This window comes from Streptomyces sp. NBC_01003, assembly GCF_045162695.1.
GTDB lineage: Bacteria > Actinomycetota > Actinomycetes > Streptomycetales > Streptomycetaceae > Streptomyces.
In genome coordinates this window covers 9,019,131-9,043,264 of sequence record NZ_CP108707.1, presented here as the reverse complement: position 1 = coordinate 9,043,264, position 24,134 = coordinate 9,019,131, and the positions used below count along the sequence as shown (strand labels likewise).

At 71.3% G+C, this 24,134-nt stretch carries 19 protein-coding genes; 7 read left to right on the top strand and 12 right to left on the bottom strand.

What is annotated here, in order from left to right; translation table 11 throughout:
• From OG698_RS41540 to OG698_RS41525, 4 genes are read left to right on the top strand one after another with little or no spacing between them, the layout of a single operon-like run.
• Positions 1-621, top strand: a complete 621-nt coding sequence (locus OG698_RS41540; RefSeq protein ID WP_406109359.1) for a DUF624 domain-containing protein — start codon at positions 1-3, stop codon at positions 619-621.
• On the top strand, positions 618-1,691 hold the full coding sequence (locus OG698_RS41535; protein WP_406109358.1) for a DUF1565 domain-containing protein: 1,074 nt from the start codon (positions 618-620) through the stop codon (positions 1,689-1,691). The genes OG698_RS41540 and OG698_RS41535 overlap by 4 nt, the downstream gene beginning before the upstream one ends.
• A 51-nt stretch (positions 1,692-1,742) precedes the next feature.
• The gene (locus OG698_RS41530; RefSeq protein ID WP_406109357.1) at positions 1,743-4,115 is read left to right on the top strand and encodes a polysaccharide lyase 8 family protein; all 2,373 of its coding nucleotides are present in this window, start codon (positions 1,743-1,745) and stop codon (positions 4,113-4,115) included.
• A gap of 2 nt (positions 4,116-4,117) precedes the next feature.
• Complete coding sequence (locus OG698_RS41525; RefSeq protein WP_406109356.1) at positions 4,118-5,092, top strand: acetylxylan esterase; 975 nt, start codon at positions 4,118-4,120, stop codon at positions 5,090-5,092.
• Positions 5,093-5,097: 5 nt separating this feature from the next.
• On the opposite strand, the gene OG698_RS41520 is transcribed toward OG698_RS41525, so the two are convergent.
• The 3 genes from OG698_RS41520 to OG698_RS41510 form a co-directional block, all read right to left on the bottom strand.
• Complete coding sequence (locus OG698_RS41520; protein ID WP_406109355.1) at positions 5,098-6,648, bottom strand: phytoene desaturase family protein; 1,551 nt, start codon at positions 6,646-6,648, stop codon at positions 5,098-5,100.
• Positions 6,649-7,363: 715 nt separating this feature from the next.
• The gene (locus OG698_RS41515) at positions 7,364-9,622 is read right to left on the bottom strand and encodes a tetratricopeptide repeat protein (protein ID WP_406109354.1); all 2,259 of its coding nucleotides are present in this window, start codon (positions 9,620-9,622) and stop codon (positions 7,364-7,366) included.
• The gene (locus OG698_RS41510) at positions 9,595-10,551 is read right to left on the bottom strand and encodes an oxygenase MpaB family protein (protein WP_406109353.1); all 957 of its coding nucleotides are present in this window, start codon (positions 10,549-10,551) and stop codon (positions 9,595-9,597) included. Before OG698_RS41510 ends, OG698_RS41515 begins: the two co-directional genes overlap by 28 nt.
• A 181-nt stretch (positions 10,552-10,732) precedes the next feature.
• On the opposite strand from OG698_RS41510, the gene OG698_RS41505 reads away from it, so the two are divergent.
• Entirely contained in the window at positions 10,733-11,095 is a 363-nt protein-coding gene (locus OG698_RS41505) for a hypothetical protein (RefSeq protein WP_406109352.1), read from the top strand.
• Between the two features lie 70 nt (positions 11,096-11,165).
• Here OG698_RS41505 and OG698_RS41500 read toward each other — a convergent pair whose 3' ends face one another.
• Positions 11,166-12,650, bottom strand: coding sequence for an MFS transporter (locus OG698_RS41500; RefSeq protein ID WP_406109351.1), 1,485 nt, complete (start codon positions 12,648-12,650; stop codon positions 11,166-11,168).
• Positions 12,651-12,881: 231 nt separating this feature from the next.
• On the opposite strand from OG698_RS41500, the gene mptB reads away from it, so the two are divergent.
• Positions 12,882-14,342 (top strand): polyprenol phosphomannose-dependent alpha 1,6 mannosyltransferase MptB, encoded by a 1,461-nt coding sequence (gene mptB, locus OG698_RS41495; RefSeq protein WP_406109350.1) that lies wholly within the window; start codon positions 12,882-12,884, stop codon positions 14,340-14,342.
• Positions 14,343-14,470: 128 nt separating this feature from the next.
• Positions 14,471-15,169 carry an SDR family oxidoreductase gene (locus tag OG698_RS41490; protein ID WP_406109349.1) on the top strand — a complete coding sequence of 233 codons (699 nt, stop codon included), beginning with the start codon at positions 14,471-14,473 and terminating at the stop codon, positions 15,167-15,169.
• A gap of 558 nt (positions 15,170-15,727) precedes the next feature.
• Here OG698_RS41490 and OG698_RS41485 read toward each other — a convergent pair.
• The 8 genes from OG698_RS41485 to OG698_RS41450 all read right to left on the bottom strand — a co-directional run bounded on the left by OG698_RS41485 (position 15,728) and on the right by OG698_RS41450 (position 24,133).
• A complete protein-coding gene (locus OG698_RS41485) occupies positions 15,728-16,789 on the bottom strand; it encodes an LLM class F420-dependent oxidoreductase (protein WP_406109348.1) in 1,062 nt (353 codons plus the stop codon).
• A gap of 190 nt (positions 16,790-16,979) precedes the next feature.
• The gene (gene fabG / locus OG698_RS41480) at positions 16,980-17,726 is read right to left on the bottom strand and encodes a 3-oxoacyl-ACP reductase FabG (protein ID WP_406109347.1); all 747 of its coding nucleotides are present in this window, start codon (positions 17,724-17,726) and stop codon (positions 16,980-16,982) included.
• A gap of 107 nt (positions 17,727-17,833) precedes the next feature.
• The gene (locus OG698_RS41475; protein ID WP_406109346.1) at positions 17,834-18,103 is read right to left on the bottom strand and encodes an acyl carrier protein; all 270 of its coding nucleotides are present in this window, start codon (positions 18,101-18,103) and stop codon (positions 17,834-17,836) included.
• 87 nt (positions 18,104-18,190) lie between these two features.
• A complete protein-coding gene (locus tag OG698_RS41470) occupies positions 18,191-19,612 on the bottom strand; it encodes a cytochrome P450 (protein ID WP_406109345.1) in 1,422 nt (473 codons plus the stop codon).
• 108 nt (positions 19,613-19,720) lie between these two features.
• Positions 19,721-20,971 carry a beta-ketoacyl-ACP synthase II gene (gene fabF, locus OG698_RS41465; RefSeq protein WP_406109344.1) on the bottom strand — a complete coding sequence of 417 codons (1,251 nt, stop codon included), beginning with the start codon at positions 20,969-20,971 and terminating at the stop codon, positions 19,721-19,723.
• Positions 20,968-21,447 carry an SCP2 sterol-binding domain-containing protein gene (locus OG698_RS41460; RefSeq protein ID WP_406109343.1) on the bottom strand — a complete coding sequence of 160 codons (480 nt, stop codon included), beginning with the start codon at positions 21,445-21,447 and terminating at the stop codon, positions 20,968-20,970. Before OG698_RS41460 ends, fabF begins: the two co-directional genes overlap by 4 nt.
• On the bottom strand, positions 21,444-23,147 hold the full coding sequence (locus OG698_RS41455; protein ID WP_406109342.1) for an FAD-dependent oxidoreductase: 1,704 nt from the start codon (positions 23,145-23,147) through the stop codon (positions 21,444-21,446). Before OG698_RS41455 ends, OG698_RS41460 begins: the two co-directional genes overlap by 4 nt.
• Positions 23,144-24,133: a hypothetical protein gene (locus OG698_RS41450; protein ID WP_406109341.1), complete on the bottom strand. Its 990-nt coding sequence runs from the start codon at positions 24,131-24,133 to the stop codon at positions 23,144-23,146. The genes OG698_RS41455 and OG698_RS41450 overlap by 4 nt, the downstream gene beginning before the upstream one ends.
• Position 24,134: the final 1 nt, after the last annotated feature.

The window sequence follows — 24,134 nt, the reverse complement described above, 5'->3', positions numbered from 1 at the left end:
ATGGCGACCGCTCTCTCACCGGGCCGCTTCGCCGACCGGGGGCTGCTGCGGCGGCTCGAGTTCGTGGCGTACCCGGCAGCCGCAGGGGCCGCGTTCGCGGTACTCGCGCTCGGGGTCGTGACCTGGCTGCCCGCCCTCGCCGCGCTCGCCCGGGCCCTCCAGCGCTGGCGCACGGACGGCGACAGCCGCGTGTTCTCCGGCGTGCTCAGGACCTTTCCGCACTACTGGCGGTCGCTGTGGCGGCACGCGCTGCTCTCCACAGGCGTCGTCGCGCTGCTCGCCGTCAACAGTGTCTATCTGCTGGGCAGTTCGAGTCCGTACGCCTTCGTTCTCCTCGCCGCGCAGGTGGGCATCGCGGCGGCCGTGGTGGTGCATCACACCGCGTTCGCGGCCTGTGCGGGCATCGCTCCCGAGGCATCCGTCGGTTCGTGGACGCGCGGCGCGCTCGCTCTCTCCTTCGGCTCGCCCGCCCGCGGCACCGCGCTCCTCGGCGCCGTCGTCTCCGCCGTTCTGCTCTCGCTCGTCGTCCCGCTCGGCCCGCTGCTCCTGGGGCCGAGCGTGCCCGTTCTGCTCGCCCTGTCCTTCGCCGATCCGTCCCCGACCGGAAGGAACCCCGTATGAGCCGCATCGTCCGTACCGTGGTCGTCGCCGCCCTCACGGCGGCCGCCCCGCTCGCGTTACCCGCGCACCCCGCCGCCGCGGCGACCGCGTACTACGTCGGCCCTTCGGGCAGCGACGCCAACGCCGGTACGTCCGCGTCCGCTCCCCTCGCCACGATCCAGCACGCCCTCGACCTCGCCCCGTCCGGCGCGGTCGTCCATCTCGCCTCGGGGACGTACCGGCAGGACGCCGTGACCCGCAGGGCGAACGTCACCCTGACCGGCCCGTCGAGCGCGGTCGTCAAGGGCGCGGGCAACGCCCGCGTCATCCAGGTGCAGCACGACGGCACCGTCCTCGACGGCTTCACCGTCGACGGCCTGCACGGCTCGTCGACGTCCCTGGACGGCTACCGGCTCAAGCTCGTCTACGTCATGAGCACCACGCCGGGCAACGGCGTCGGCGGGCTGCGCATCACCGGCATGACGCTCAAGAACGCCGCCGACGAATGTCTGCGCCTGCGCTACCTGGTGACGGGCGCCGAGGTGACGGGCAACACGATCACCGACTGCGGCGTCGCCGACTTCCGCTTCGGCGCGGGCGGCAAGAACGGCGAGGGAATCTACCTGGGCACGGCCCCCGAGCAGCAGGGCGACAACGGCGCTCCGGACGCGGCGCCCGACGTGAGCCGCAACAACCGCATCGACCACAACACGATCGCCACGCGCGGCAACGAGTGCGTCGACCTCAAGGAGAACTCGACGAACAACTACGTCGAGTACAACGACTGTTCCCAGCAGCGCGACTCCGGTTCGGCCGGCCTCGACGCCCGGGGAAGCGGGAACATCTTCCGCTACAACACTGTGCACGACAACACGGGCGCCGGGATCCGGCTCGGCGGTGACACCGCGACCGACGGCGTCGACACGAGCGTGTACGGCAACACGATCACGAACAACGCGGGCGGCGGCATCAAGTTCATGCGCACGCCCCAAGGCCCCGTCTGCACCAACAAGATGAGCGGCAACACGGGCGGCGACGCCGTGGGCACCTACGGCAGCGCGTACGACCCGACCGGCCCCTGCCCCGCCTGAGCACTCACCGCCCCCCTTCTTCCGTCTCCCACCCCATCGCGAGGTCCCCTGATGACTCCGCACGCCTCCAGACGCACCGTCCTGATCGGCGGCGCCGCCGCTCTGGCCCTGACCGGGCTCCCTGCCGTCACGCCGTTCGCGCGGGCCTCGGAGAGCCCCGACGCCGCTTCTCTGCTGGCCCGCTGGCAGGGGCTGCTCACCGGCGGCCCCGGTCTCGACCCCACCGACCCGCAGATCGCCGCCGCCGTCGCCCGGATCGGCCGCGCCGGCACCTCCGCGGCTCAGGGCCTCGACCCCGGCCGCACCGACGGCCTGTGGCCCGACCTGACCAGCACCACTGTGTCCAACCACGTCACCACCTCCTTCAAACGGCTGGCCACGCTCGCCACCGCCTGGGCCGTCCCCGGCACCCCGCAGCACGCCGACTCCGCCACCGCCGACCTCCTTCTGCGCGGCGTGGACTGGATGCTCGACCATCGCTACGGGCCCGGCTTCGCGCGGTTCGACAACGACTGGGACTGGGAGATCGGCTGCGCGCTCGCCCTCAACGACGCGGCGGTCCTCCTCCATGACGTGCTGGGCGCGGACCGGCTCGCGCGTGTCACGTCCGCGGTGCGCCACTACACGCCCGACCCCAATCTGTGGCGCGCCGACCGGCAGATCGCCACGGGTGCCAACCGCGTGTGGATCTGCACGGTCGTCGCCGTCAACGCCGTGCTCCGCGACGACGCCGACGCGCTCGCCCGCGTCCGTGACGCGCTGTCGGACGTGGAGGGGGCGGGCGCGAACAGCGTGCTGGCCTTCAACGACGACCAGACGGGTACGGGCGAGGGCTTCTACTCCGACGGCTCCTTCCTCCAGCACTACAAGCACCCCTACAACGGCGGATACGGCAAGGAACTCCTCGGCAATCTCTCCCGCCTCCTCCATCTCCTGGCCGCCACACCGTGGGATGTCACCGACCCCGACGTGGCCAACGTGCGGCGCTGGGTGACCGAGGGGTTCGACCCGCTGATGGCGCGCGGTGACATGCTCGCGCCGGTCTGCGGCCGGGAGATCGCGCGCTCCAGCAAGCAGGGACACGTCTCCGCGCAGACGGTCATCGAGGCCGTGCTGCGCCTGCTGCCCGGCGTCCCGGCCGCGGAGAGCGACCGTTTCACCGCGCTGCTGAAGCAGTGGATCACCGAGGACACCTACCGCGACTTCCTCGCCGCCACCGATCTCGCCTCGCTGGTGGCCGCCCGCGAGGTGCTCGGCGCCGACGTCCCGCCCCGCGGACGGCTGGTGACGCACCGTCAATACCCGCGGATGGACAAGGCGGTGCATCACAGGCCCGCCTTCACGTTCGGCGTCTCCGCCTACTCGACCCGCATCTACAACTACGAGTCCATCCAGAACGAGAACCTGCACGGCTGGCACCTGTCCGACGGCATGACGCTGCTGTACGACGACGACCTCGGCCACTACAGCGAGGACTACTGGCCCACCGTCGACCCGAAGCGACTGCCCGGCACCACCGTCCTCACCGGGCGCCCGGCCGACGCGGAGGGGCAGCGCACCACCAGCACGGCCGACTGGGCGGGCGGCGCCGCACTGCCCGGCACGACGCTCGGCTCGTACGGGATGGACCTGCGGGCCTACGGCAGTTCACTGCGCGCCCTGAAGAGCTGGTTCTGCCTGGACGACCTGATCGTGCACATGGGGTCGGGCGTGAGCGCGGACGCGGGCGACGCGGAGACGATCGTCGAGAACCGCAAACTGCGCGACCCCCAGGCACAGTTGACGGTCGACGGCGACCGCTTCGACGGATCCGGCGAGCTCACCGACGTCCGCTGGCTGCACCTCGCCGGCACCGGCGGCTACGTCTTCCCCCGCCCCACCCGTGTCCGGGCCCTGCGGGAGGAGCGCACCGCGACCTGGCGGGAGATCAACCTCAAGTACGGCACCGACACCCCGGTGACACGGCCGTATCTGACGCTGTGGCAGGAACACGGGACTGCGCCGGCCGACGCCGGGTACTGCTGGCTCCAGGCGCCGGGCGCGTCCGCCGACCGAACCCGGCGGCTCTCCCTGGCGCCGCCCGTGCGCCCCGTGGCCACGACGGCGAGCGTGCACGCCGTGCGGCGCGGCGCGGACGGGCTGCTCGCCGCGAACTTCTGGGCAGCGGGCCGGGCGGGCGAGCTGTCCGCCGACGGTCCCGCCTCCGTCCTCGTGCGGCCCGACGGCAAGACCGTGACCGTGGCGGTCAGCGACCCCACGCAGCTGCGCGACCGCGTCACGCTCGACCTCGCGCTGCGCGGTCTCACCCTCGCCCGCGCCGACACCGGCGCACGGGCCGAGCGCACCTCCGCCGGGACACGCGTCACCGTCGACACGGCCGGGGCGCACGGCGCCACCTTCGCCCTCACCTTCACCAGGAGCTGACCTTGCTGTTCGACATGTCCCTCGACCGGCTGCGGGACTACCGTCCCGAGCCCGAGGAACCCGCCGACTTCGACGCGTTCTGGGCCAAGACGCTCGACGAGGCCGCGCGGCATCCACTCGACGCCCGGTTCACGGCGCACGACGCGGGCCTCGCCACGGTCGACGTGCACGACGTGACGTTCAACGGCTGGGGCGGCCAGCCCGTCAAGGCCTGGCTGCTGCTGCCGCGCGGCCACGCGGAGCCGCTGCCCGCCGTCGTGCAGTACATCGGCTACAACGGCGGACGCGGCATCCCCTACTCGTGGCTGACCTGGAGCTCGCTCGGCTTCGCCCACCTCGTCATGGACAACCGCGGGCAGGGCGGCGGCGGCAAGAACACCGCCGACACCCCCGACATCGCGCCCGAGGGCCACGGCTCCTCGTCGCCCGGCTTCCTCACCCGTGGCATCGAGGACCCGCACCGGCACTACTACCGGCGGCTCGTCACCGACGCCGTCCGTGCCGTGGACGCCGCGAAGGCCCACCCGCGCGTCGACGCCTCACGGATCGCCGTCGTCGGCGGCAGCCAGGGCGGCGGGCTCGCCCTGGCCGTCGCGGGACTGCGCGACGACCTGTCCGCGGCCGTCGCCGACGTGCCGTTCCTGTGCCACTTCCGGCGCGCCTCGCAGATCACGGACAACGGGCCCTACGCGGAGATCGCGCGCTGGCTGTCGGGCCATCGCTTCAGCGTCGAGACCGCGATGGAGACACTGTCGTACGTCGACGGCGTCAACTTCGCGGCGCGCGCCACCTGCCCCGCCTGGTTCTCGGTCGGCCTGATGGACAAGATCTGCCCGTCGTCCACCGTGTTCGCCGCCTACCACCGCTACGCGGGGCCCGCCGAGATCGAGGTGTTCCCGTACAACGGTCACGAGGGAGGAGCCGAGTACGACCTGCCGCGGAAGATCGCCGCGTTGCGCGGCGCCCTCGGCGGCTGACCGCTTCAGTGGCCGAGGACCGCCATCGCCGCGTTGTGCCCGGGGATCCCGCTGACCCCGCCGCCGCGCACGGCGCCCGCGCCGCACAGCAGGACGTTGGCGTGGGCGGTCTCGACGCCCCAACGGCCCGTCCCCTCCTGGGAGTACGGGAAGGACAGGTCGCGGTGGAAGATGTTGCCGCCCGGCAGGCGCAGGTCCCGCTCCAGGTCGAGCGGGGTCTTCGCCTCGATGCACGGCCGGCCGTCGGCGTCCGGGGCGAGGCAGTCCTCGATCGGCTCGGCGAGCTGCGCGTCGAGCTGGGCGAGGGTGGCTTTCAGGAGCTCGGCGCGGGCGGCGTCGTTGTCGCCCGCGAAGAGCCGGGCGGGCGTGTGCAGGCCGAACAGGGTGAGGGTCTGGTAGCCGCGCGCGACGAGGTCCGGGGCGAGGATGCTCGGGTCGGTCAGCGAGTGGCAGTAGATCTCCGACGGGGGCGCCGCGGGCAGTGACCCGGCCGCCGCCTGGCCGTACGCGGTCGCCAACTGCTCGTAGCCCTCGGCGATATGGAACGTTCCGGCGAACGCCTCGCGCGGGTCGACGGACGTGTCGCGCAGCTTCGGCAGCCGGGTCAGGAGCATGTTGACCTTGAGCTGCGCACCCTCGGCCGGGGCGGGCGGCTCGTCGCCGACGAGGGCCGCGAGGGCCTGCGGCGACGCGTTGACGAGCACGTGCCCGGCGCCGACGCGGCCCGCGCCGCGCTCCGACTCGTACGTCACCTCGGCGTGCCGCCCGTCGGTCTCGACGCGGGTCACCTCGTGCCCGGTGACGAGCTCGGCGCCGGCCGCGCGGGCGGCGTTGGCGAGGGCGTCGGTGAGGGCGCCCATGCCGCCGACGGGCACGTCCCAGTCGCCGGTGCCGTTGCCGATCACGTGGTAGAGGAAGCAGCGGTTCTGCTGGAGGGACGCGTCGTGGGCGTCGGCGAACGTACCGATGAGGGCATCGGTGAGGACCACGCCGCGCACCAGGTCGTCCCTGAAGCGTTCCTCGACGGCGGCGCCGATCGGCTCCTCGAAGAGCATCCGCCAGGCGGCCTCGTCGTCGACGCGCTGCCGGAGCGCGTCTCTGCTCGGCAGCGGCTCGGTGAGCGTGGGGAAGACCCGCTCGGCGACGCGGCGGGTCGTCTCGTAGAAGTCGGTCCAGGCCGCGTACTCGCGCCCGCCGCCGGTGAGGCGCTCGAAGGAGGCGCGGGTGCGCTCCTCACCACCGCCGACGAGCAGCCCGGTCGCCCGCCCGTCGCGCTCGGTCGGCGTGTACGAGGACACGGTGCGGCCGCGCACGGCGAAGTCGAGCCCGAGATCGTCGACGATCTTGTGGGGCAGCAGGCTGACCAGGTACGAGTACCGCGACAGGCGTGCGTCGACCCCGGTGAAGGGCCGCGTCGACACGGCGGCACCGCCGGTGGCGCCGAGCCGCTCGAGAACCAGGACGGAACGTCCGGCCCGGGCGAGGTAGGCGGCGGCGACGAGGCCGTTGTGACCTCCGCCGACAATGACGACGTCGTAGCGCTCGTGTGCTGGCATCCCTCTTGGTAACACGAGCCGATCATGCCGGGCCAGACCCTGGCTCGGGGGATCGCGAAGCGGAGGAGTACGGACGGGCGGGCACGCGTGGGCAGGCAACCCGTCCCAGGTGGACGATCGCGGGCAGGCGCCGCAGGCCCGCGACCGCGGGAGGCCGACCGCAGGCGGAGGAGCCTGGACGTCACTCGCGGGGAAACCGACCGCGGGCAGACCTCGGGCGTTCCCTCACGGGCAAATGATCACGGGAAGCCGAACCCAGGCACACGACCGCAGGCAAACGACCCGAGGCAGGCGGCCGCAGGCGTCACTCGCGGGGAAACCGACCGCAGGCAGACCTCGGGCGCCCCTCACGGGCAAATGATCACAGGGAGCCGAACCCAGGCACACGACCGCAGGCAAACGACCCGAGGCAGGCGGCCGCAGGCGTCACTCGCGGGAAACCGACCGCAGGCAGACCTCGGGCGCCCCTCACGGGCAAATGATCACAGGGAGCCGAACCCAGGCACACGACCGCAGGCAAACGACCCGAGGCAGGCGGCCGCAGGCGTCACTCGCGGGGAAACCGACCGCAGGCAGACCTCGGGCGCCCCTCACGGGCAAATGATCACAGGGAGCCGAACCCAGGCACACGACCGCAGGCAAACGACCCGAGGCAGACGACGCGAGGCAGGCGGCCGCAGGCGTCACTCGCGGGCAGCCGACCGCACGCAGCCCCTCAGTGTCCCCCCGACGCCCGCTGCTGGCGCAGCGCCGCCACTCGGCGGTACAGCTCGACCGCCTCCGTGCCGCGGCCGAGTTGTTCCAGGCAGTGTGCCTCGTCGTTGCGGCTGGCGAGGGTGTCGGGGTGGTCGGCGCCGAGGACCTCTTCGCGGGCCGCGGCGACCCGGCGGTACTCGTCGAGCGCGTCGGACCACCTGCCGAGCCAGCCGAGTCCGACGGCCACCTCGCGTCGGCTGACCAGCGTGTCCGGGTGATCGGCCCCGAGGACCCGGGCGCGGATCGCGCAGACGTCGCGGGCCTCGGCGAGCGCTTCCTCCCAGCGGCCCATCCGCCCCAGGTTGACGCCGAGGCCGTGGCGGGTGCGCAGGGTCTCGGGGTGGGCCGCGCCGCTGACGCGCGTACGGTCGTCGATGAGGTCGCGGTAGAGGCCGAGGGCCTCGGCGCTGCGGCCGAGCCGGCCCAGGCTGATGCCCACCTCGTAGCGCGAGGCGAGTGTGTCCGGATGGTCGGGGCCTAGCGCCTGTCCGCGGGCCTCCGCCACCTCGCGGTAAGTGCGCAGGGCCTCGGTCCAGCGACCCAACTGACCCAGTGCGTAAGCGACTTCGTAGCGCGTGACGAGCGTGTCCGGATGGCCGGCGCCGAGGACGCGGGCGCGCGCCGAGGCGACCTCGCGCGCCATGCGGTACGAGTCCTCGAGTCGCCCGAGCCGGCTGAGGTTGTACGCGAGGTTGTGGCGGCAGCGCAGGGTGTCCGGATGGTCGGGGCCCATGGCCCGCTCACGCGTCGCGAGCACCGATGTGTACACCTCGTGCGCGTCGAAGTGGCGCCCCAACTGGCCCAGGACGTACGCCATTTCCTGCCGGGCGCCGAGCGTTTCGGGGTGCTCGGGGCCGAGGACCCGCTCGCACCCCTCGGTGACGCGGCGGTACTCGCGCAGGGCGTCGGCGGGGCGGCCGGTGCGGCTGAGCGTGAAGGCGACCTCGTAGCGGCTGGCGAGCGTCTCGGGGTGGTCGGGGCCAAGCGCGTGCTCGCGCTCCGCCGCGACGGCGCGGTGGACCTCGCCGGCCTCCTCCCAGCGCCCGAGCCGGCCGAGGCTCAGGCCCGCGCTGTGCCGGGCGGCGAGATGGGCGACCAACTCCGGTGCCGGCGTGGGGCGTTCCGTGCGCACGGGCTGCTCCCCGCGCCGCGACTCGGGGCGCGCGATCCACTCCCCGGCCAGGCCCGCGGCCGCGTCGGGCGGTGTGCCGCGCAGCAGGGGTGGGCCGGCCGCCTTGTGGCCCGTCGTCATGCCGCGCGTCCAGGACGGCAGCCGCGGTTCACGGGACACCGGCTGCCGCGGCTCGACCGCCGTCTGCCGTACCGGGGCGGTGGCCACCGTCGGCACATATCCGGACGGGGAACGGCCGTCACCGATCCGCCGGGCCAGTTCGCGGGCGTCCCGCGGCCGTTCGTCCGGGTCCTTCGCGAGGAGGTCGACGATGATCCGGTCCAGGAAGCCGGGGAGCTCGGCCCGGTGCGTGCGGGGCGGTTCGGGCGCGGTGTCGCGGTGCCCGACGAGGACGGCCCAGGCGTCCTCCAGGTCGAACGGCGGCGCTCCGGTCGCGATCTCGTAGAGCACGCAGCCGAACGAGTACAGGTCGCTGCGCTGGTCGACATGGTCGCCGCCGATCTGCTCGGGCGACATGTAGTGCGGGGTACCCATCGCGATGCCGGTGCCGGTGAGGCGTGAGGTGAAGCCGATGTCGTGGCCGAGGCGCGCGATGCCGAAGTCGCAGATCTTCACCGTGCCGTCGGCGAGCCGCATGATGTTCGCGGGCTTCAAATCACGGTGGACGATGCCCTGTTCGTGCGTGTAGGCGAGCGCGGCCGAGACCTGGCCGGCGATCTCGACGATGTCGGCGACGGGTAACGGGTGCTGCTTGTTGTCCTCCAGGAGCTGGCTGAGGTTCTTGCCCTCCAGAAGCTCCATCACGAGGTACAGCACGCCTTCGTGCTCGCCGAAGTCGTGGACGACGGTCACCCCGCGATGCTGAAGGGCGGCCGCCACCCGGGCCTCCCTGCGGAAGCGCTCCCGCAGGACCCGGGTGAAGGACTGGTCGTGCTGCGGCCCCATCGGCTTGAGGCACTTGACCGCGACTCTGCGCCCGAGCGACTCGTCCCTGGCGCGCCACACTTCGCCCATACCGCCCCGCCCGATGAGATCGAGCAGCCGGTACCGGCCCTGGATCAGCCTGGTCTCCCCCGACTCCGGCATCTCGCGCTGTCGCCCCCGTCACCTCGCTGCGCCCTCCCCGGCCTGTCCAGTATGGCCGTCCGACTCCCGATTTTGTACGGTGCCGGTCGGCTGCCGGGGCCGAGTCGTGACATGGCGCGCAGGATGTGTTTCGGCGGGAGTTGCCAGCGCACACCTGCGGGAACGCAGCGCAGGACGGTGCCGGTGAACCGCAGCCCTCGGGTCACTGCGGCCGGTGCCGGGGCCGGCCTGCCGTACAACTCGTGGGCGTACGGCGGCAGAGAGGCGTACGCCAGATGCGACACGCGCCTCCAGAGCGTCGCGCGCGCCGGGATCAGCAGCGGGTGGACGGGCGGTCTGCGCAGGAAGTCGTCGACATCCTGGGCCTCCGGACCCGCGGCGAGCAGGGGTCTCGTCTTCTCGAAGTACGCGGCGAGTCCGGCCCGGTCGCCGGGCACGTCGGCGGGGTCGAGGCCCACCAGCCGGGCGCTGGTGCGGTGCTCGGCGATGTACTGGTCGGCCTGCGCGTCCGTGAGCCGGAACCCGGAGCGGCGCGCGACGTGGAGGTAGGAGTCGATCTCGGCGCAGTGCACCCACAGGAGCAGCTCCGGCTCATCGACGCCGTACCGTTCACCGGTATCGGGGTCGGTGACCTTCAGACGGCTGTGGATCTTCCGCACGCGGGCACCGGCACGTTCGGCGGCCTCGGTGGTCCCGTACGTGGTCGTACCGACGAAACCGGCCGTCCGCATCAGCCGCCCCCAGGCGTCCTTCCGGAAGTCCGAGTTCTGCATGACGCCCCGCACGGCACGCGGAAGGAGCGCCTGAAAGTAGAGCGCACGCACACCGGCGACCCACATCATCGGATCCGCGTGCACCTGCCAGGTGACCGACCCTGGCCCGAAGAGCCCGGGATCACCCCGCCCCTCTTCCGTTCCTGTGTCCTCCACACCATCGCCCCTCTCCCGAATCAGCGGTGCCCAGTGCGATCGAGGATCTCTGCTCGGCGCTTTGGTACAACGCTACGGCGGGTTGGCGCACCGGTCGACGGCGCGGCGGCCGGGCGGGAATCTGATGCCACCTTCGAGGAGTGCCGATGGGTGGTCGAGTGGCTGGAACGAGGAGCTATCCGTGAAGGACTGGGCCGACGACGAATACTGCCTCTACATCAACGGTGGAGAGGCCTCCGACCTCTGGGCCGTGCTCGCCGACTGGACGCAGGGCGAGGACGAGGAGGAGTGGAAGAAGCACATTCCGCGCTTCGCCCGGCTCATCGCCTGCTGGCAGCCCCTGGGGTTCATCAGAGTGTTCCGGTCGCACGAGTGGCCCGCGTACGGCGCGGGCCAGGAGGTCACCGGTGAGGAGCTGACCGAGCTCCTCGCCGACCCCCGCAGCTGGGCGTACGCCGAGGAACCCACGCAGTGGATCTGCGTCGCCTCCGGCGACCGGCCGATCTCCGAGCTGGAGGAAGGCATGTGCGACGGGGGCCAGTAGGCACTCGCGCCGCCTGAACACCCGTGCCCCGACCGACAACACGTCGGCCGGGGCACGGGCGTTCAGTCCTTCATGCCTTGGCTGCCGCCGCCCCGGACCGGCTCCGTTCCTCCGCGTCCGCGTCGAAGCCGATCGGCTCCCAGCGCTTCGCCAGCAGGGCCGTCAGGCCGAGGACGGGGGCGGCGAGGATGACCCAGTAGACGTGGGTGCCGAGGCCAGTGCTGAGGATGGGGAAGAAGAAGAGGGTCAGGGTCGAACCCAGGCGCAGCACGGCCTGGTTGAAGCCGATGCTGACACCGCGCATCGACGTCGGGAAGCCCAGCGAGGCGTAGCTCATGATGTGTGCGCCGGGGCCGAAGCCCTGCGCGAACATGAACGCGCCGAGCATCAGGATGCCCGCCGTCACGACGGCCGTCCCGGACGGATCCCCGATGAGGCCGAGCACCGTGATGGCGACGAACTGGATCGCGAAGCCCAGCGTCATCATCGGCCAGGCGCCGCGGGTCGACGCCCAGCGGATGCCGAGCAGCCCACCGGTCAGGGCGAAGACGAGGTTCAGGGCGAAGGAGGACGCGATCGTGGTGAGCGGGCCCTGGGTCATCAGCGTGGCGATGATGATCGGCAGTCCGAACGCGACCGCGTTGTAGCCGAAGGTCTCCGCAAGACCGACGGTCACCGACTGGATCGTGCGCGTGCGGTACGGCGGGGCGAAGAGCCGCGCGTACGCGCCGAGGCCGGTGCGGGGCGGGCGGGGCGCCGTCTCGGGCACGTCGTCGGCGACGCGCGCGTCCACGCCGTACGACTGCCGCAGGATCTTCGCCGCGCCTTCCAGGTCGCCCTGGTCGGCGGCCCAGGTCGGGGACTCGTTCATGTAGCGCCGGCGCAGCAGCAGTACCAGCAGCGCGGGGACCGCGCCGAAGCCGACGGTGAACCGCCACAGCCAGCCCAACTGGGCGTCCGGCAGGACGAAGTACAGCAGCATGATCACGAGGTAGCAGCCGCTGGTCGCGGTGTACCAGGCAGGTGACCAGGCGGCCGTGCGAGAGCCCTTGCTGCCCTTGCCGTGCAGCCGGGAGAACTCGGCGAGGAACGCGATCGCGACCGGGATGTCCATGCCGACGCCGATGCCCATCACGAAGCGCGCGGCGATCAGCGTCCACACGTCCTGCGCGACCGCGCACACCAGCGCGGTAGCGACGAAGAAGAGCATGTTGGCCATGAAGACGCGGTAGCGGCCGATCCGGTCGACGAGCCAGCCGCCGACGAGGGCGCCGAGGAGCGAACCGACGCTGATCGAGGCGGTGACCGTGCCGGCCATGGTGGAGCTGAGGCCGAACTGCCGGGTGATGTCGGGCAGCCCGTAGGCCAGGGAACTCAGGTCGTACGCGTCGAGGAAGATGCCGCCGAGCGCGATGATCACGATCATCTTGGCGTGCCGGCCCCGCGCCGTGCCCGAGTTGACGAGATCGGAGACGTCGGCCGCGGAGCGGATCAGTACCGTGCCCGACGGCGTCACCGGAGATGTGCTGGTGGACAGGGGGGAGGTGGTACTCACGAGCGCCTTCCGGTGTGGTGCGAGGACGTACCGTCGGATCGTATGCACCGGCCGGAATTCACCCCTCCGTATGTCCACATCGTGGGCACGCCCGTGGACTCGGCAGCGGCGCATGATCCAAGCTGTGACCATGGACCCATCCCGGCCGCGGACACAGGTGACATCCGGCGTTTGCCATTCATTGGGGCAGAGCTGGTGCGGTGATCCGGAAAGCGCTCTACCTTCGTGCGAATGAGAGCGGCGGATAGCGGTATTCGGGTCTGGGCACAGCGCGGCATGTGGGGTTCTGCGTTGCTCTCATGCGGTGCCTGGGGCGCCGGCGCTCTGCCGCGCGGCGTGCCGAACGGGATCTGGGGAGCCCCGGGACCCGCCCTCGCGCTGATCGGTGCGACGGCGGCGTATGCGGGACTCAGTCTGCTGCTCTGGTCCTGGTGGCAGTTGGGCACGCTGCTGCGGGCCGGCGCGGTGATGAGCAGACGGCGCCAGTGGCTCACGCTGGGCGGCTGGGCGCTGCCTCTGCTCCCGGCGCCGGCGCTGTTCAGCATGGACATCTACAGCTACGTGGCCCAGGGCGCACTGGCCGGGCGCTCCTGGAACGTGTACGAAGTCGGGCCCTCGGCACTCGGCGGGCATCTCGCTGCAAATGTCCCCGAAGTGTGGCGGGACGCGCCGGCTCCGTACGGCCCCCTGTCCGTTCTGGTGAGTCGGGCCGTGGTCTTCGTGACCGGCGAACACCATGTGGTCGCCGCTGTCGTGCTCCATCGGGTGGCCGCGCTCGCCGGGCTCGCCCTGCTGGCCTGGTCGGTTCAGTGGCTCGCGACCCGGTCGGGCGGCGACGGCTCAGGCGCCTGGTGGGCAGCGTCGTTGAATCCGCTGGTGCTGGCCCACCTGGTGGGCGGGGCACACAACGAGGCGCTGATGCTCGGCTTGATGATGACCGGTCTTGTGGCGTGCCGGTCGGGACGATGGGTTCTGGGCGTTGTCGCGCTGACGTGCGCCGCGTTGGTGAAGGCCCCGGCCGCGGTGGCGTTGGGGTGCGCCGCCCTGGTGGCAGTCGCCGGTCAGACGGGCCGCTGGCGACGCTTGGGCCGCGCGGCGGGGATCCTCCTCGCGGCCGTCGGGACGCTGGTGCTGACGGTGACGCTCAGCGGGCTGGGCTGGGGTTGGCTCCATACGATCCGCACGCCGGCCCACTCGTACACGCCGATGTCAGTGGCCACGGACGTCGGGCGGCTGCTGAGGTGGATCGGGACCGAAGCCGGCTGGGACACCACGCCGGACCCGGTGACAGTGATGCGTGCGATCGGCACCTTGGCAGGGGGCTGCGGCGCCTTGTACTTCCTGGCGCGCGCTCCTCGCCTCGGCGCCGAACGCGCCACGGCCCTGGGGTTGTTGGCTTTGGTGGTGTGTGCTCCAGCCGTGCAAGGCTGGTACCTGCTATGGGGTGCGGTGCCCCTGGCCACCGTCGCATGGCGCCCGCTGGCGGACACCCGGATCAAGACAGCGGTAGTCGTTGTGGTTCTCATGGTGTTTCCGTCGGGCCGGGGGCCCACCGTCCCGGATGTGGTCGGCGCCGTCCTGGGGATCTCGGCCATCCTGCTATGGGCGGCATGGACGTCTCAGCGAGCCCGTGACGCAGGGCTGCAGCCTTCCCCCCGGCCCAGTTACGTAGAGCCTTTGCGGTTTCCCTGAAGTTATAGTGCGGGCGTTCCGGGGAACCGGGGGCCCGGAGCCGTTCGACCTCACGCGCCACCTCGCGTTCATCGTCGTCCAGGATCCTGGCGGATCCCCGATGACCACACCACTCAGGAGGCCGTCACATGGAACCCGTCACGCTGATCACCGGTGGCTCGACCGGAATCGGCGCCGCCACCGCCCGCGCCCTGCTCAAGCAGGGCCACCGCGTGGCCGTCACCGGACGTGACGCGGACAAGCTCGCCGCCTTCGCCGCTTCGGCCGCAGCGGGCGAGCGGCTGCTGACGATCACCGGCGACACCAGCGACGAACACGACGTCGCCTCCGCCGTGCGCCACGTGGTGGACGCGTGGGGCCGGCTGGACAACGTCATCGCCAACGCCGGTTTCTCGCTGCCCGGCAACCTGGAGAGCCACGCCCCCGAGGACATGCGCGCCATGGTCCTCACCAACGTCCTGGGCCCGGCCCTGCTGGTGCGGGAGACCCTGCCGCACCTCAGGGAGTCCAAGGGCCGGATCGTGATCATCGGTTCGGTCGCCGGGGTGCGCAACACGCCCGGCAATCTGTACTCGGTCACCAAGTGGGCCGCGCACGCGCTGGCGGAGAACACCCGGCTGCTGGTCGGCAAGGACGGGGTCGGCGTGACCGTCATCGCCCCCGGGGTGGTGGACACCCCGTTCTGGGACCAGCGCGGCGGCACCCCCGAGGCGGCGCCGGCGATGACCGCCGAGCACATCGCGGACACGATCGTCTTCGCCGTCAACCAGCCTGCGGGCGTGGACATCAACCACATCACCATGCGGCCGTCCGGGCAGCTCGGCTGACCCCGCGCCCCCGACGACCGTACGAAAAGGCGCCTGTGACCACAGCCGCCAGGTGTCTCTAGAGCACGATGTCGACCTGCACGTTGCACGATCTCGCCCGAGTGCACACGGTCCCGGCCGATGCGGTCGGTCAGCTGGTCATGCCAGACGGCTGGTGTGCCCGGCGGACTACGGCGTGGCGTTTCGGGCGGACTTTGGTCGGCCGTGCCGTCAAAGACCTGAGCGAGGTCGACTCGCTGTCAAGCGTTCCCGTACGCCGCTTCACTTGGCGTACCGATCAGTGGCATCGTCGCCCGGCCTTGGATATCTGGTCAGCACCGACCGTCACCATGGCTTCGCGTGCTTCGAGGAGGAACTTCTCCTTCTGGCAGCGGACTTCTCAGGGTCCCTTGTCGAGGCCCTGGCTCAACCGTTTCGTTTGCGCTTCCAAAGCACCAACGGGAGTGTCGAGCGCACCCGGACCATCTGCAGGTCGGCACGTGGTGGTGAGCCGGCGCGGCCAGGTGGTGACGCTCCCTTGAGCCGCGGATGTCGCGGTGAGGACGTCGTAGTCGAGCCTCAGTCTCCCACTCCGGCCTTGTCCATGGCCTCCGCCAGGGTGCGCAGGGTCGCGATGCCCTGTTCGACGTGTTCCGGAAAGATCATGGCCGAGAGGGTGGTGACTCCGGCTTCGGCGTACGCCCGCAGCCGGTCCGCGATGCGGTCGGTGGAACCCAGCAGGGCGGTGCGGTCGAGGAATTCCTGCGGCATGGCCTCGGTGGCCGCACGCAACTTCCCGTCCAGGTAGAGTTTTTGCACCTGTTCGGCCTCGTCGGGGAAGCCGGTGCGGGCCATGAGCCGGTTGTAGAAGTTGTGCTGGCGTGAGCCCATCCCGCCCACGTAGTGGGTGGTGAAGGCGCGAACCCGGTCGGCGCAGTCGGCGAGATTGCCGCCGGTCGCGACCGGCACCGCCGCCACCACGTCGAATCCCCGCAGATCCGCCCCCTTGCGCTCCCGTCCGGTGCGCAGTTCCGCCAGGAACTCCTGCCTGAACTCGGGCTGAAAGAAGACGGAGAGCCAGCCGTCCGCGATCTCGCCCGCCAGACGCATGTTGGCCGGGCCGACGGCCGCGAGGTAGACCGGTACGTGCTTGCGCCGAGGGCGCATGCCCAGCTGGAGGGCCTTGCCTGGGCCGTCCGGGAGCGGCAAGCGGTAGTGCTCTCCGTCGTAGGCGACGGTCTTGCGCTGCAGGGCCATCCTGACGACGTCGACGTACTCGCGAGTGCGTGCCAGCGGCTTTTCGAACCGGGCGCCGTGCCAGCCCTCGGCGACCTGTGGCCCGGACACTCCGAGTCCGAGGCGGAATCGGCCTTCGGAGAGCAGGTCGAGGGTGGCGGCGGTCATCGCCGTCATCGCGGGGGTGCGGGCGGGGATCTGCATCGCCGCCGTGCCCAGATCGATGCGCGAGGTCTGCGCGGCTAGCCAGCCGAGCAGCGAGACCGTGTCCGAGCTGAACACTTCGGCAGTCCAGGCCACCGAGAAGCCCAGGCGCTCGGCCTCGCGAACGTACCGAGCGGATTCCCGCGGCCGGGCTCCGGCGCCCAGGTTGCCGAGGTAGCGGAGATTGAGTCCGAGCCTCATCGGTCCGGGTGTCCTTCCTGCGTGGTCAAAGAGCGATCGAGGAATTCCAGGACGGTGTGCAGGGCCACGACAGGCGCCAACGGCAATGCCGGCACTCCGCGCCACCGGCCGCGCCGGGCGTCGTCGCGAACGGGCGGAGCAGGTGCGACAGACACTTCTCTCATGATCGATGGATCGGGGCGGGGTGTGCTCAGATCACCAGGCCGCCGTCCACGCCCAGGACCTGACCGGAGATGTAGCGGGCGCGGTCGGAGACGAGGAAGGAGACCAGGTCGGCGACGTCGTCGGGGGTGCCGAAGCGGCCGAGCGGAACGCCGTCGACGATGTCCTTCTTGACCGCCTCGGTCAGGCCGGCGGTCATGTCGGTCTCGATGAGGCCGGGCGCCACGACATTGGCGCGTACGCCGTACTTTCCGCACTCCTTGGCCAGGGACTTGGTGAAGCCGATGATCCCCGCCTTGGAAGCCGCGTAGTTGGTCTGCGTGGCGTTGCCGTAAATCCCGGCTATGGACGACAGCGTCACCACACAGCCGGCGCGGCGCTTCATGAACGAGAAGATGGCCGAGCGGCACATGTTGTAGGTGCCGTCGAGGTTGGTCGCCATGACATCGCCCCAGTCCTCGCCGGTCATCCTCACCAGGGGGTTGTCACGTACCACTCCCGCGGAGGTCACCACGGCGTCGATCGGGCCGAGATCACTCTCCGCGGCGTCGGTGAACGCCCGGACCTCCTCCAGAGACGCGACGTCGACGCGGTGGGGGACGACGCGGGCTCCGGTATCGGTGACCGACCTGACGACCTCGTCGGCTGCGTCCGCGTCCGAGCGGTAGCAGAACGCGACATCGAATCCGTCGTGGGCCAGCCGGGACACGATGGCGCGGCCAATGCCTCGGGAGCCGCCCGAGACGAGCGCCACCGGTCGCTGGGTGTCGGGCATGTCCTTCTCCTGAAAAGCCGTGTCGAGCAGGGTCTGTGAGGGAGCGGTCGGCCGTGCGCCCTCCGCTCTCGGAGGGCGCACGGCCGGCCGCGTGAGCCGCGGGCAGGTCAGGATGCGGCCTGCGCGGTGCGCTTGTCCGTGATCAGCTGAAGGACCTGGATGAGCGACGAGACCTGCTTGAGGTCGCTCTCCTCCAGCTTGACGCCGTACTGCTTCTCCAGCCGGAAGACGATCGCCAGCGCCATCAGGGAGTCGACCTCCAGGTCCTGCACGAAATCGGCGTCGTCCGTGACCTCCTCCACGTCGAGCTCGAGGACGTCGGCGATGAGGGAGCGCAGCTCTTCTTTGTCGAATGCGATCTGGGTGATGCTGGACATGTGCGGGTATTCCCTTCGGATTTCTGTCAGTGATGCCGCCTGGTGATCACGGCGCGAGGTGATCCAGGACCAAAGGACGCAACACGCTCAGCGGCGCCTGGCTGTCATCGGCAGACCGTGCCGCGGTCGGATGGTGATCCTTGCCAGCGGGTCGACCGTGAATCCGGGAACGGGCTCGAACTCCCAGTTCCGCCCCACGGTGGCCAGCGCCATGACGCCTTCCATCTGCGAGAAGCTGCTGCCGATGCACTGCCGCGGACCGGCGCCGAAGGGAAGATAGGCCAGGCGCGGGCGTCCGGGCTGTACCGCGTGACCGGTGAGCTCGTCCGCCGCGTCGGCGGGCTGCGGGTTCTTGAGCCAGCGCTGCGGGGCGAAGAGCTCCGGCTGCGGCCACCACTTGGGATCGCGGTGGTTCACCCACGGGACGAGCGCGACGAAGCTGTCCTTGGGAATGCGGTGGCCACAGAGCTCGAACTCCTCCAGGGGACGGCGGGCCATGCCCATGATCGGCGGGTACAGGCGCATCGCCTCGGAGAGCACCGCGTCGGTCCACACGAGGCGGGGCAGGTCCTCGATCGTGGGCAGCCGGTCGCCGAGCACCTCGTCGATCTCCTCGTGCATCCGCTTCCGTGCCTCGGGGTTGCTGCCGAGCAGGTGGTAGGACCAGGCGAGAGCGTTGGCCGTGGTTTCGTGGCCGGCCATGAGCATGGTGATCGCTTCGTCCCGTACCTGGTAGTCCTCCAACGGTTCCCCGGTGTCGGCGTCGCGCGACGCGAGCAGCAGGGAGAGCAGGTCGTCCCCCTGACCGTCGCCCTGCCTGCGCTCCTCGATGAGCCCGTAGACGATGGCATCGAGTTTGGCCCGGCCCTCGAAGAAGCGCTTGTTGCCGGGCAGCGGCAGCTTCGACAGATAGCGGGCGAAGGGCAGGGAATCCCAGCGCAGCGGACCCTCGTCGCGCGGGATGCCGGTGCGGATGGTGCGGGCAGCATCGCTGTCGAGCGAGACGTCGAAGATCGTGCGGGCCACTACGGCGAGGGTCAGCTCGGTCATCTCGACCGTCAGATCGAGCCGGGCCCCGTCCTTCCAGCCGGACTGGATGTCGTCGGAGATCTCGGCAAAGGCACGGCCGTAGCCGGCGACGCGCTCGTGATGGAACATCGGCTGTATCAGCCTGCGCTGCTTGCGGTGGTACTCGCCGTCGCTGGTGGTCAGGCTGTTGCCGAAGATCACCGAGAGCGGGGCGACCCACTCGCCGCGCCCGGCGCTCATGGTGGCCTTCGTGAAGTTGCGGTGCGACGTGACCAGGACCTCGTGGACCGCCTCCGGGTCGCTGACCAGGTACAGATCGCGGAAACCGAGCGGGACGCGCACGACGGGGCCGTACTGGTCGCGCAGATCGTTGAAGTAGTCCAGTGGATTGCCGGACATCGCGTGCAGGGCGCGCAGCTTGCCGGTGGGTCCGGGGACGGCGGTGGGGGCGGCCACCGGGGCGGTGGAGACCTGGGTCATCGAAGTGCCTTCCTGAGGTGTGGTCACGAGTGGCGCCGCGGGCTCGGCCGGCGGTCCAACGGGACGTGGTCGGTGGCTTCCGGTGTGAGGCCGTCGATACGGGCGCGGTCACTCCCTGACGAAGCGCTGGAGGGCGAGCGAGACGTTCTGCCCGCCGAAGGCGAAGGAGTTGGAGAGGGCCGCCTGGACCTCGTACGGACGGGCGGTGTTCGGCACGTAGTCGAGGTCGCACTCGGGGTCGGCCGCGTCCTGGTTGATGGTGGGCGGGATGATCCCGCGGTCGATGGCCAGGGCGCAGAACGCCGTCTCGGTCGCGCCGGCCGCGCCCAGCAGATGGCCGGTCATCGACTTGGTGGAGCTGACGGCCAGGTTCCCGCTGTGCGTGCCGAAGGCTGCCTTGATCGCCTTCGTCTCGGCGGCGTCGGAGAACGGGGTCGAGGTGCCATGGGCGTTGACGTGGTCGATCTCGCCGGGCTTGAGGTCGGCCTCGCGCAGCGCGGCGAGCATGGCGCGGGCGGCACTCCGCCCGGTGGGATCGGGGGCGGTGACGTGGTACGCGTCGGTGGTCTGGCCGTAGCCGCAGAGCTCGGCGTACACGTGGCAGCCCCGCGCCTCGGCCGACTCCGCGGTCTCCAGGAGCAGCATGGTGGCGCCCTCGCCCATGACGAAACCGTCCCGGTCCGCGGTGAACGGGCGGGAGGCCCGGCGGGGTTCGTCGTTGCGGCGCGACAGCGCGCGCAGGTTGGCGAAGCCCGCTATCAGCGGCGAGGCGATGCAGGCCTCGGAGCCGCCCGCCAGTGCGGCCCCGGCATAGCCGTCGCGGACCATGCGGTAGGCCTGCCCGATCGCGTCGGCCGAGGAGGCGCAGGCGGTGACCGGTGCGGCGCCGGGGCCGCGGAAGCCGAAGCGCTGGGCGACCGTGCCCGCGCCCATGTTGACGATGGAGCTGGGCACGAAGAACGGGGAGACCATACGAGGCGCTTCCGCGTCCTTCAGGACCCCCGCCATCATGGTGCCGGCGCCGCCGATGGCGCTGCCGATCACGGTGGCGGCGCCGTCCCGGTCGATGCCGTCGAGGCCCGCGCGCTCCACGGCGAGTTCGGCCGCGGCGATCGCGAAGTGGCAGAACCGGTCGAGGCGTCTGGTCTCCTTGCGGGTCAGCCAGTCGGTCGGGTCGAAGTCCGTCACCTCGGCGGCGATACGCACCGGCAGCCGTTCGGCGTCGAAGCCCTGGATCGGTCCCACGCCGGAGGTTCCGGCCAGCAGCCGCGTCCAGACCTTCTCGGTGCCGATGCCGAGCGGGTTGACCATGCCGATGCCCGTCACCACCACCCGGTGGCGCCCAGGGGCGGTGTTCATAGGGGCTCACCCGGCTCGGCGAGCCCGAAGAGCGACTCCATCCGCATCGCGAGGTGCACATCACCCTGGATGTGCAGGCGGCCCATGAGCACCAGGTCCAAGCCCTTCGCCGCGGCGGAGGCCATCTCCACGAAGCTGACCGCGTCGAGGGTGAGGGTGACCGCGGGGGCGCCCGAGCTCCCTGTCTCGCGCACCTCGCAGGCGTCCGCGGTCAGTACGAGGTCGAACGCGACGGTGTCGGCCGGCGGCCGTTCGACCTCCCAACGGGCAGTCTGCGGACCGTCCATGTGGCCTTTGGTGTAGCGCTCGGGCATCTGCTCGAAGACCGTGCGCAGCACGTCCGCGCCGTCCGATGTGGCCAGCCAGGCCGCCAGGTCCTCGCGCGGCAGCCCGGCGAGGGCGGCGCGGACTTCGGAGAGTGCGCCGGAGCGCAGTCCCGCGAGTCGCTCCGGAGAGAAAGTGGGTCCGGCCGTCATGAGGGCCCTTCCGCTCGTGCGGGCACCGGCCCGCTGGTGACTGTTCGGTCGACGGCCTGCCGGAGTTCCTGCCGTGGGTCGACGCCGGGCAGTCGGGCGAGGACATGGCCGTCGGGCCGTACGAGAACCGCTTCCGGACCGTGCAGGGCGTATCTGTCGGCGAAGGCTCCGCTGACATCGCGCAGTTCGGGCCCGTCCGCGGTGATCACGGCTGCCGTGAGGGGCAGGCCCATGAACGTCGGCGTCTCCTGCGCCACTTCCTGCCAGACGGCTCCCGCTGCCCCGGTGAGCAGGGCGAAGCCGGTGCGGGCCAGGTCGGTCGTGGAGATCCGGTCGCCGGCCCGGTCGAGCCAGGCGTGCGGTGCCCGGTGGCCGGCCCGGGCGGTCGGCCGGTAGGTCACCACGTCCTGGACCACGGGCTCGTCCGGTGCATAGCTGAAACCGAGCTCCTGCCCTTCGAAGTCGAAGTGCGGCCGATGCTGTTCGACGGTTCGGGAGAACTCCGTCGGGTCGGCGTCGGATTGGAGCAGCGCCCGCTTCTGGAGGGCGTTGCGCTCGCTGTGCCGGGCGTTGAACTCCGCGACCGGGCGCCGCTCACGCTCGTACGAGTCGAGCAGCGTGTCGGGGGCGCCGCCGCTCAGTACCGCGGCCAGCTTCCAGGCGAGGTTGTGGGCGTCCTGGATGCCGGTGTTCATGCCGAAGCCCCCGGTGGGCGGGAAGGTGTGGGCGGCGTCCCCGGCGGCGAGCACCCGGCCGTCGGCGCTGCGCCAGGAGGCGAGCCCGGTGGAACCCATCACCCAGTTCCGTACGGAGTGGACGCGCAGCCCCTCGATCGCGTCGCCCGGCTCGCCGATGGCGGCCTCGATCAGCTTGTGGTGATCGACTTCCTGCTCGAAGTAGGTGTGTTCCTCGTCGGGGGTGAGGGCGGGGATCTCCAGGAGCCATTCGCCGCGCTTGGGGTCCACGGTGATGAGGACGCCCCGCACGGTGTCGTTGAGAATCCAGTACAGGGCGCTCTCCCGGCCGGACGTCCAGGGCGAGAGGTCGGCGCTGAAGTGGATGTCGAGGAGCCTGCCGAGCGGCGTGGCCGCGGTCCGCCGCAGGCCCACCGTCTCGCGCAGCGGGCCGTGCAGCCCCTCGGCCAGGACGGCGTAGCGGGCCTCGACGACGGTGGGGCGCTCGCCCCCGGCCGTCACCCTGACACCGGACGGAGTCCGGGTCAGCTCCTCGGCCCTGACGCCGCGGATCAGTCGTGCGTCCTCGGGGAGCCGGTCGACGAGCAGCGCTTCCACCCGGTTCTGCGAGCAAATGACGGGAAGGACCGGGCTGTTGGCCGCTCGCTGCATCAGAGCGTCCGCCGAATCGATGATGTCGAGGGCGCCGAGTTCGGTGCCGGCGAGCTCGGTGCACCAGGTGATGCGCGCCGTGTGCTCAAGGGGCACGCCGGCACGGCGTACCTCGGCATCGACGCCCAGGTGCCTGAGCAGCTCCATGGTGCGCGAGTTGATCACCGTGGCGCGTGGGTGACCGGACGGTGAGAGGCGCTGTTCCAGGACGACCGTGCGGACGCCGTGTCCGGCGAGGAAGTGGGCCGCGGCGAGGCCGGTGGGCCCGCCACCGACCACCACGACGTCGGCCTCCACGACGTCGGCCTCCGCCTGCGCGGCGGCCTCCGGCTGATGCGGTACGGCTCCAGTCATCGGTGCACCTCCGTAAGACCGGCGACGACCGGCGCCAGGCGCCGCGCCACCGCGGCGTCGAAGCCGGCCTTGAACAGGACGCGGGCGACGACGACTGCGGGCAGCCCGGCCAGGATGGCGCCGGTCAGCCAGAGCACGAACACCCCGGTGAGCGCGGTGCGCTGGACCTCGCCACGGCGGCCGGCGGCGCGGATGACCCGGCCCCAGACCCGGAAGACCTTCCCGGCCAGGAGGTCGGCCGCGGCCAGCGGAGGGTTCACGGGGGCCGCGTCATGGGCGGCGAGAACGTCGCGGACCCGGTCGGCCAGGGCCTCCTCGGAAGCGGCGCGGGACGCGGGTTCGGCCTGTTCCGGGGCGAGTTCGGGTTGCGCTGGGGCGAGTTCGGCGAGGCGCTCGCCGAGGAGCGCGAGCCGGTCCAGCTCGTCCATGCCGACACCGGCACGCGGGAACCCCCAGGACGCCTCCCGCTTGCCGGCGAGCAGCCAGCGCAGCGTGGTGACGAAGGTGACCCCTGCGGAGGCGGTGTCCACTGCGGCGATCGTGCCCAAGTAGCGGCCGCCCGCGGCCTGGATCAGCTGCCGCACCTCGACGGCGGCCGAATACCACATGTTCCGGCAGGCCACCAGGCCGACGACGGCACGCCCGTCGAACGCCTTCGGCTCGGCGCCGACGAGCGCCCGCATGGGCAGCGCCGGAGCCAAGTACCAGACGGGGAAGGCGAAGACGACCAGGTCCGCATCGTCGTCCTCGGCCACCGGCGGCCGGGCGGTGATCTCGGGTGCCCCGTCGGGGTCGACGGAGGCGGGGAAGACGCCGAAGAAGCGGCGTACGGGCCAGGGGAAGGGAAAGGGTTCCCGCGGCCCGATCTCGACCTTGCGTATGTCCCAACCCGCCTTTTCCAGCGGGTCGGTTACGGCGGAGACGGATTCCAGGAGCTGACCGGTCTGTGAGTACCAGTAGACCGTCACTCGGGGCTGGGTACCCACG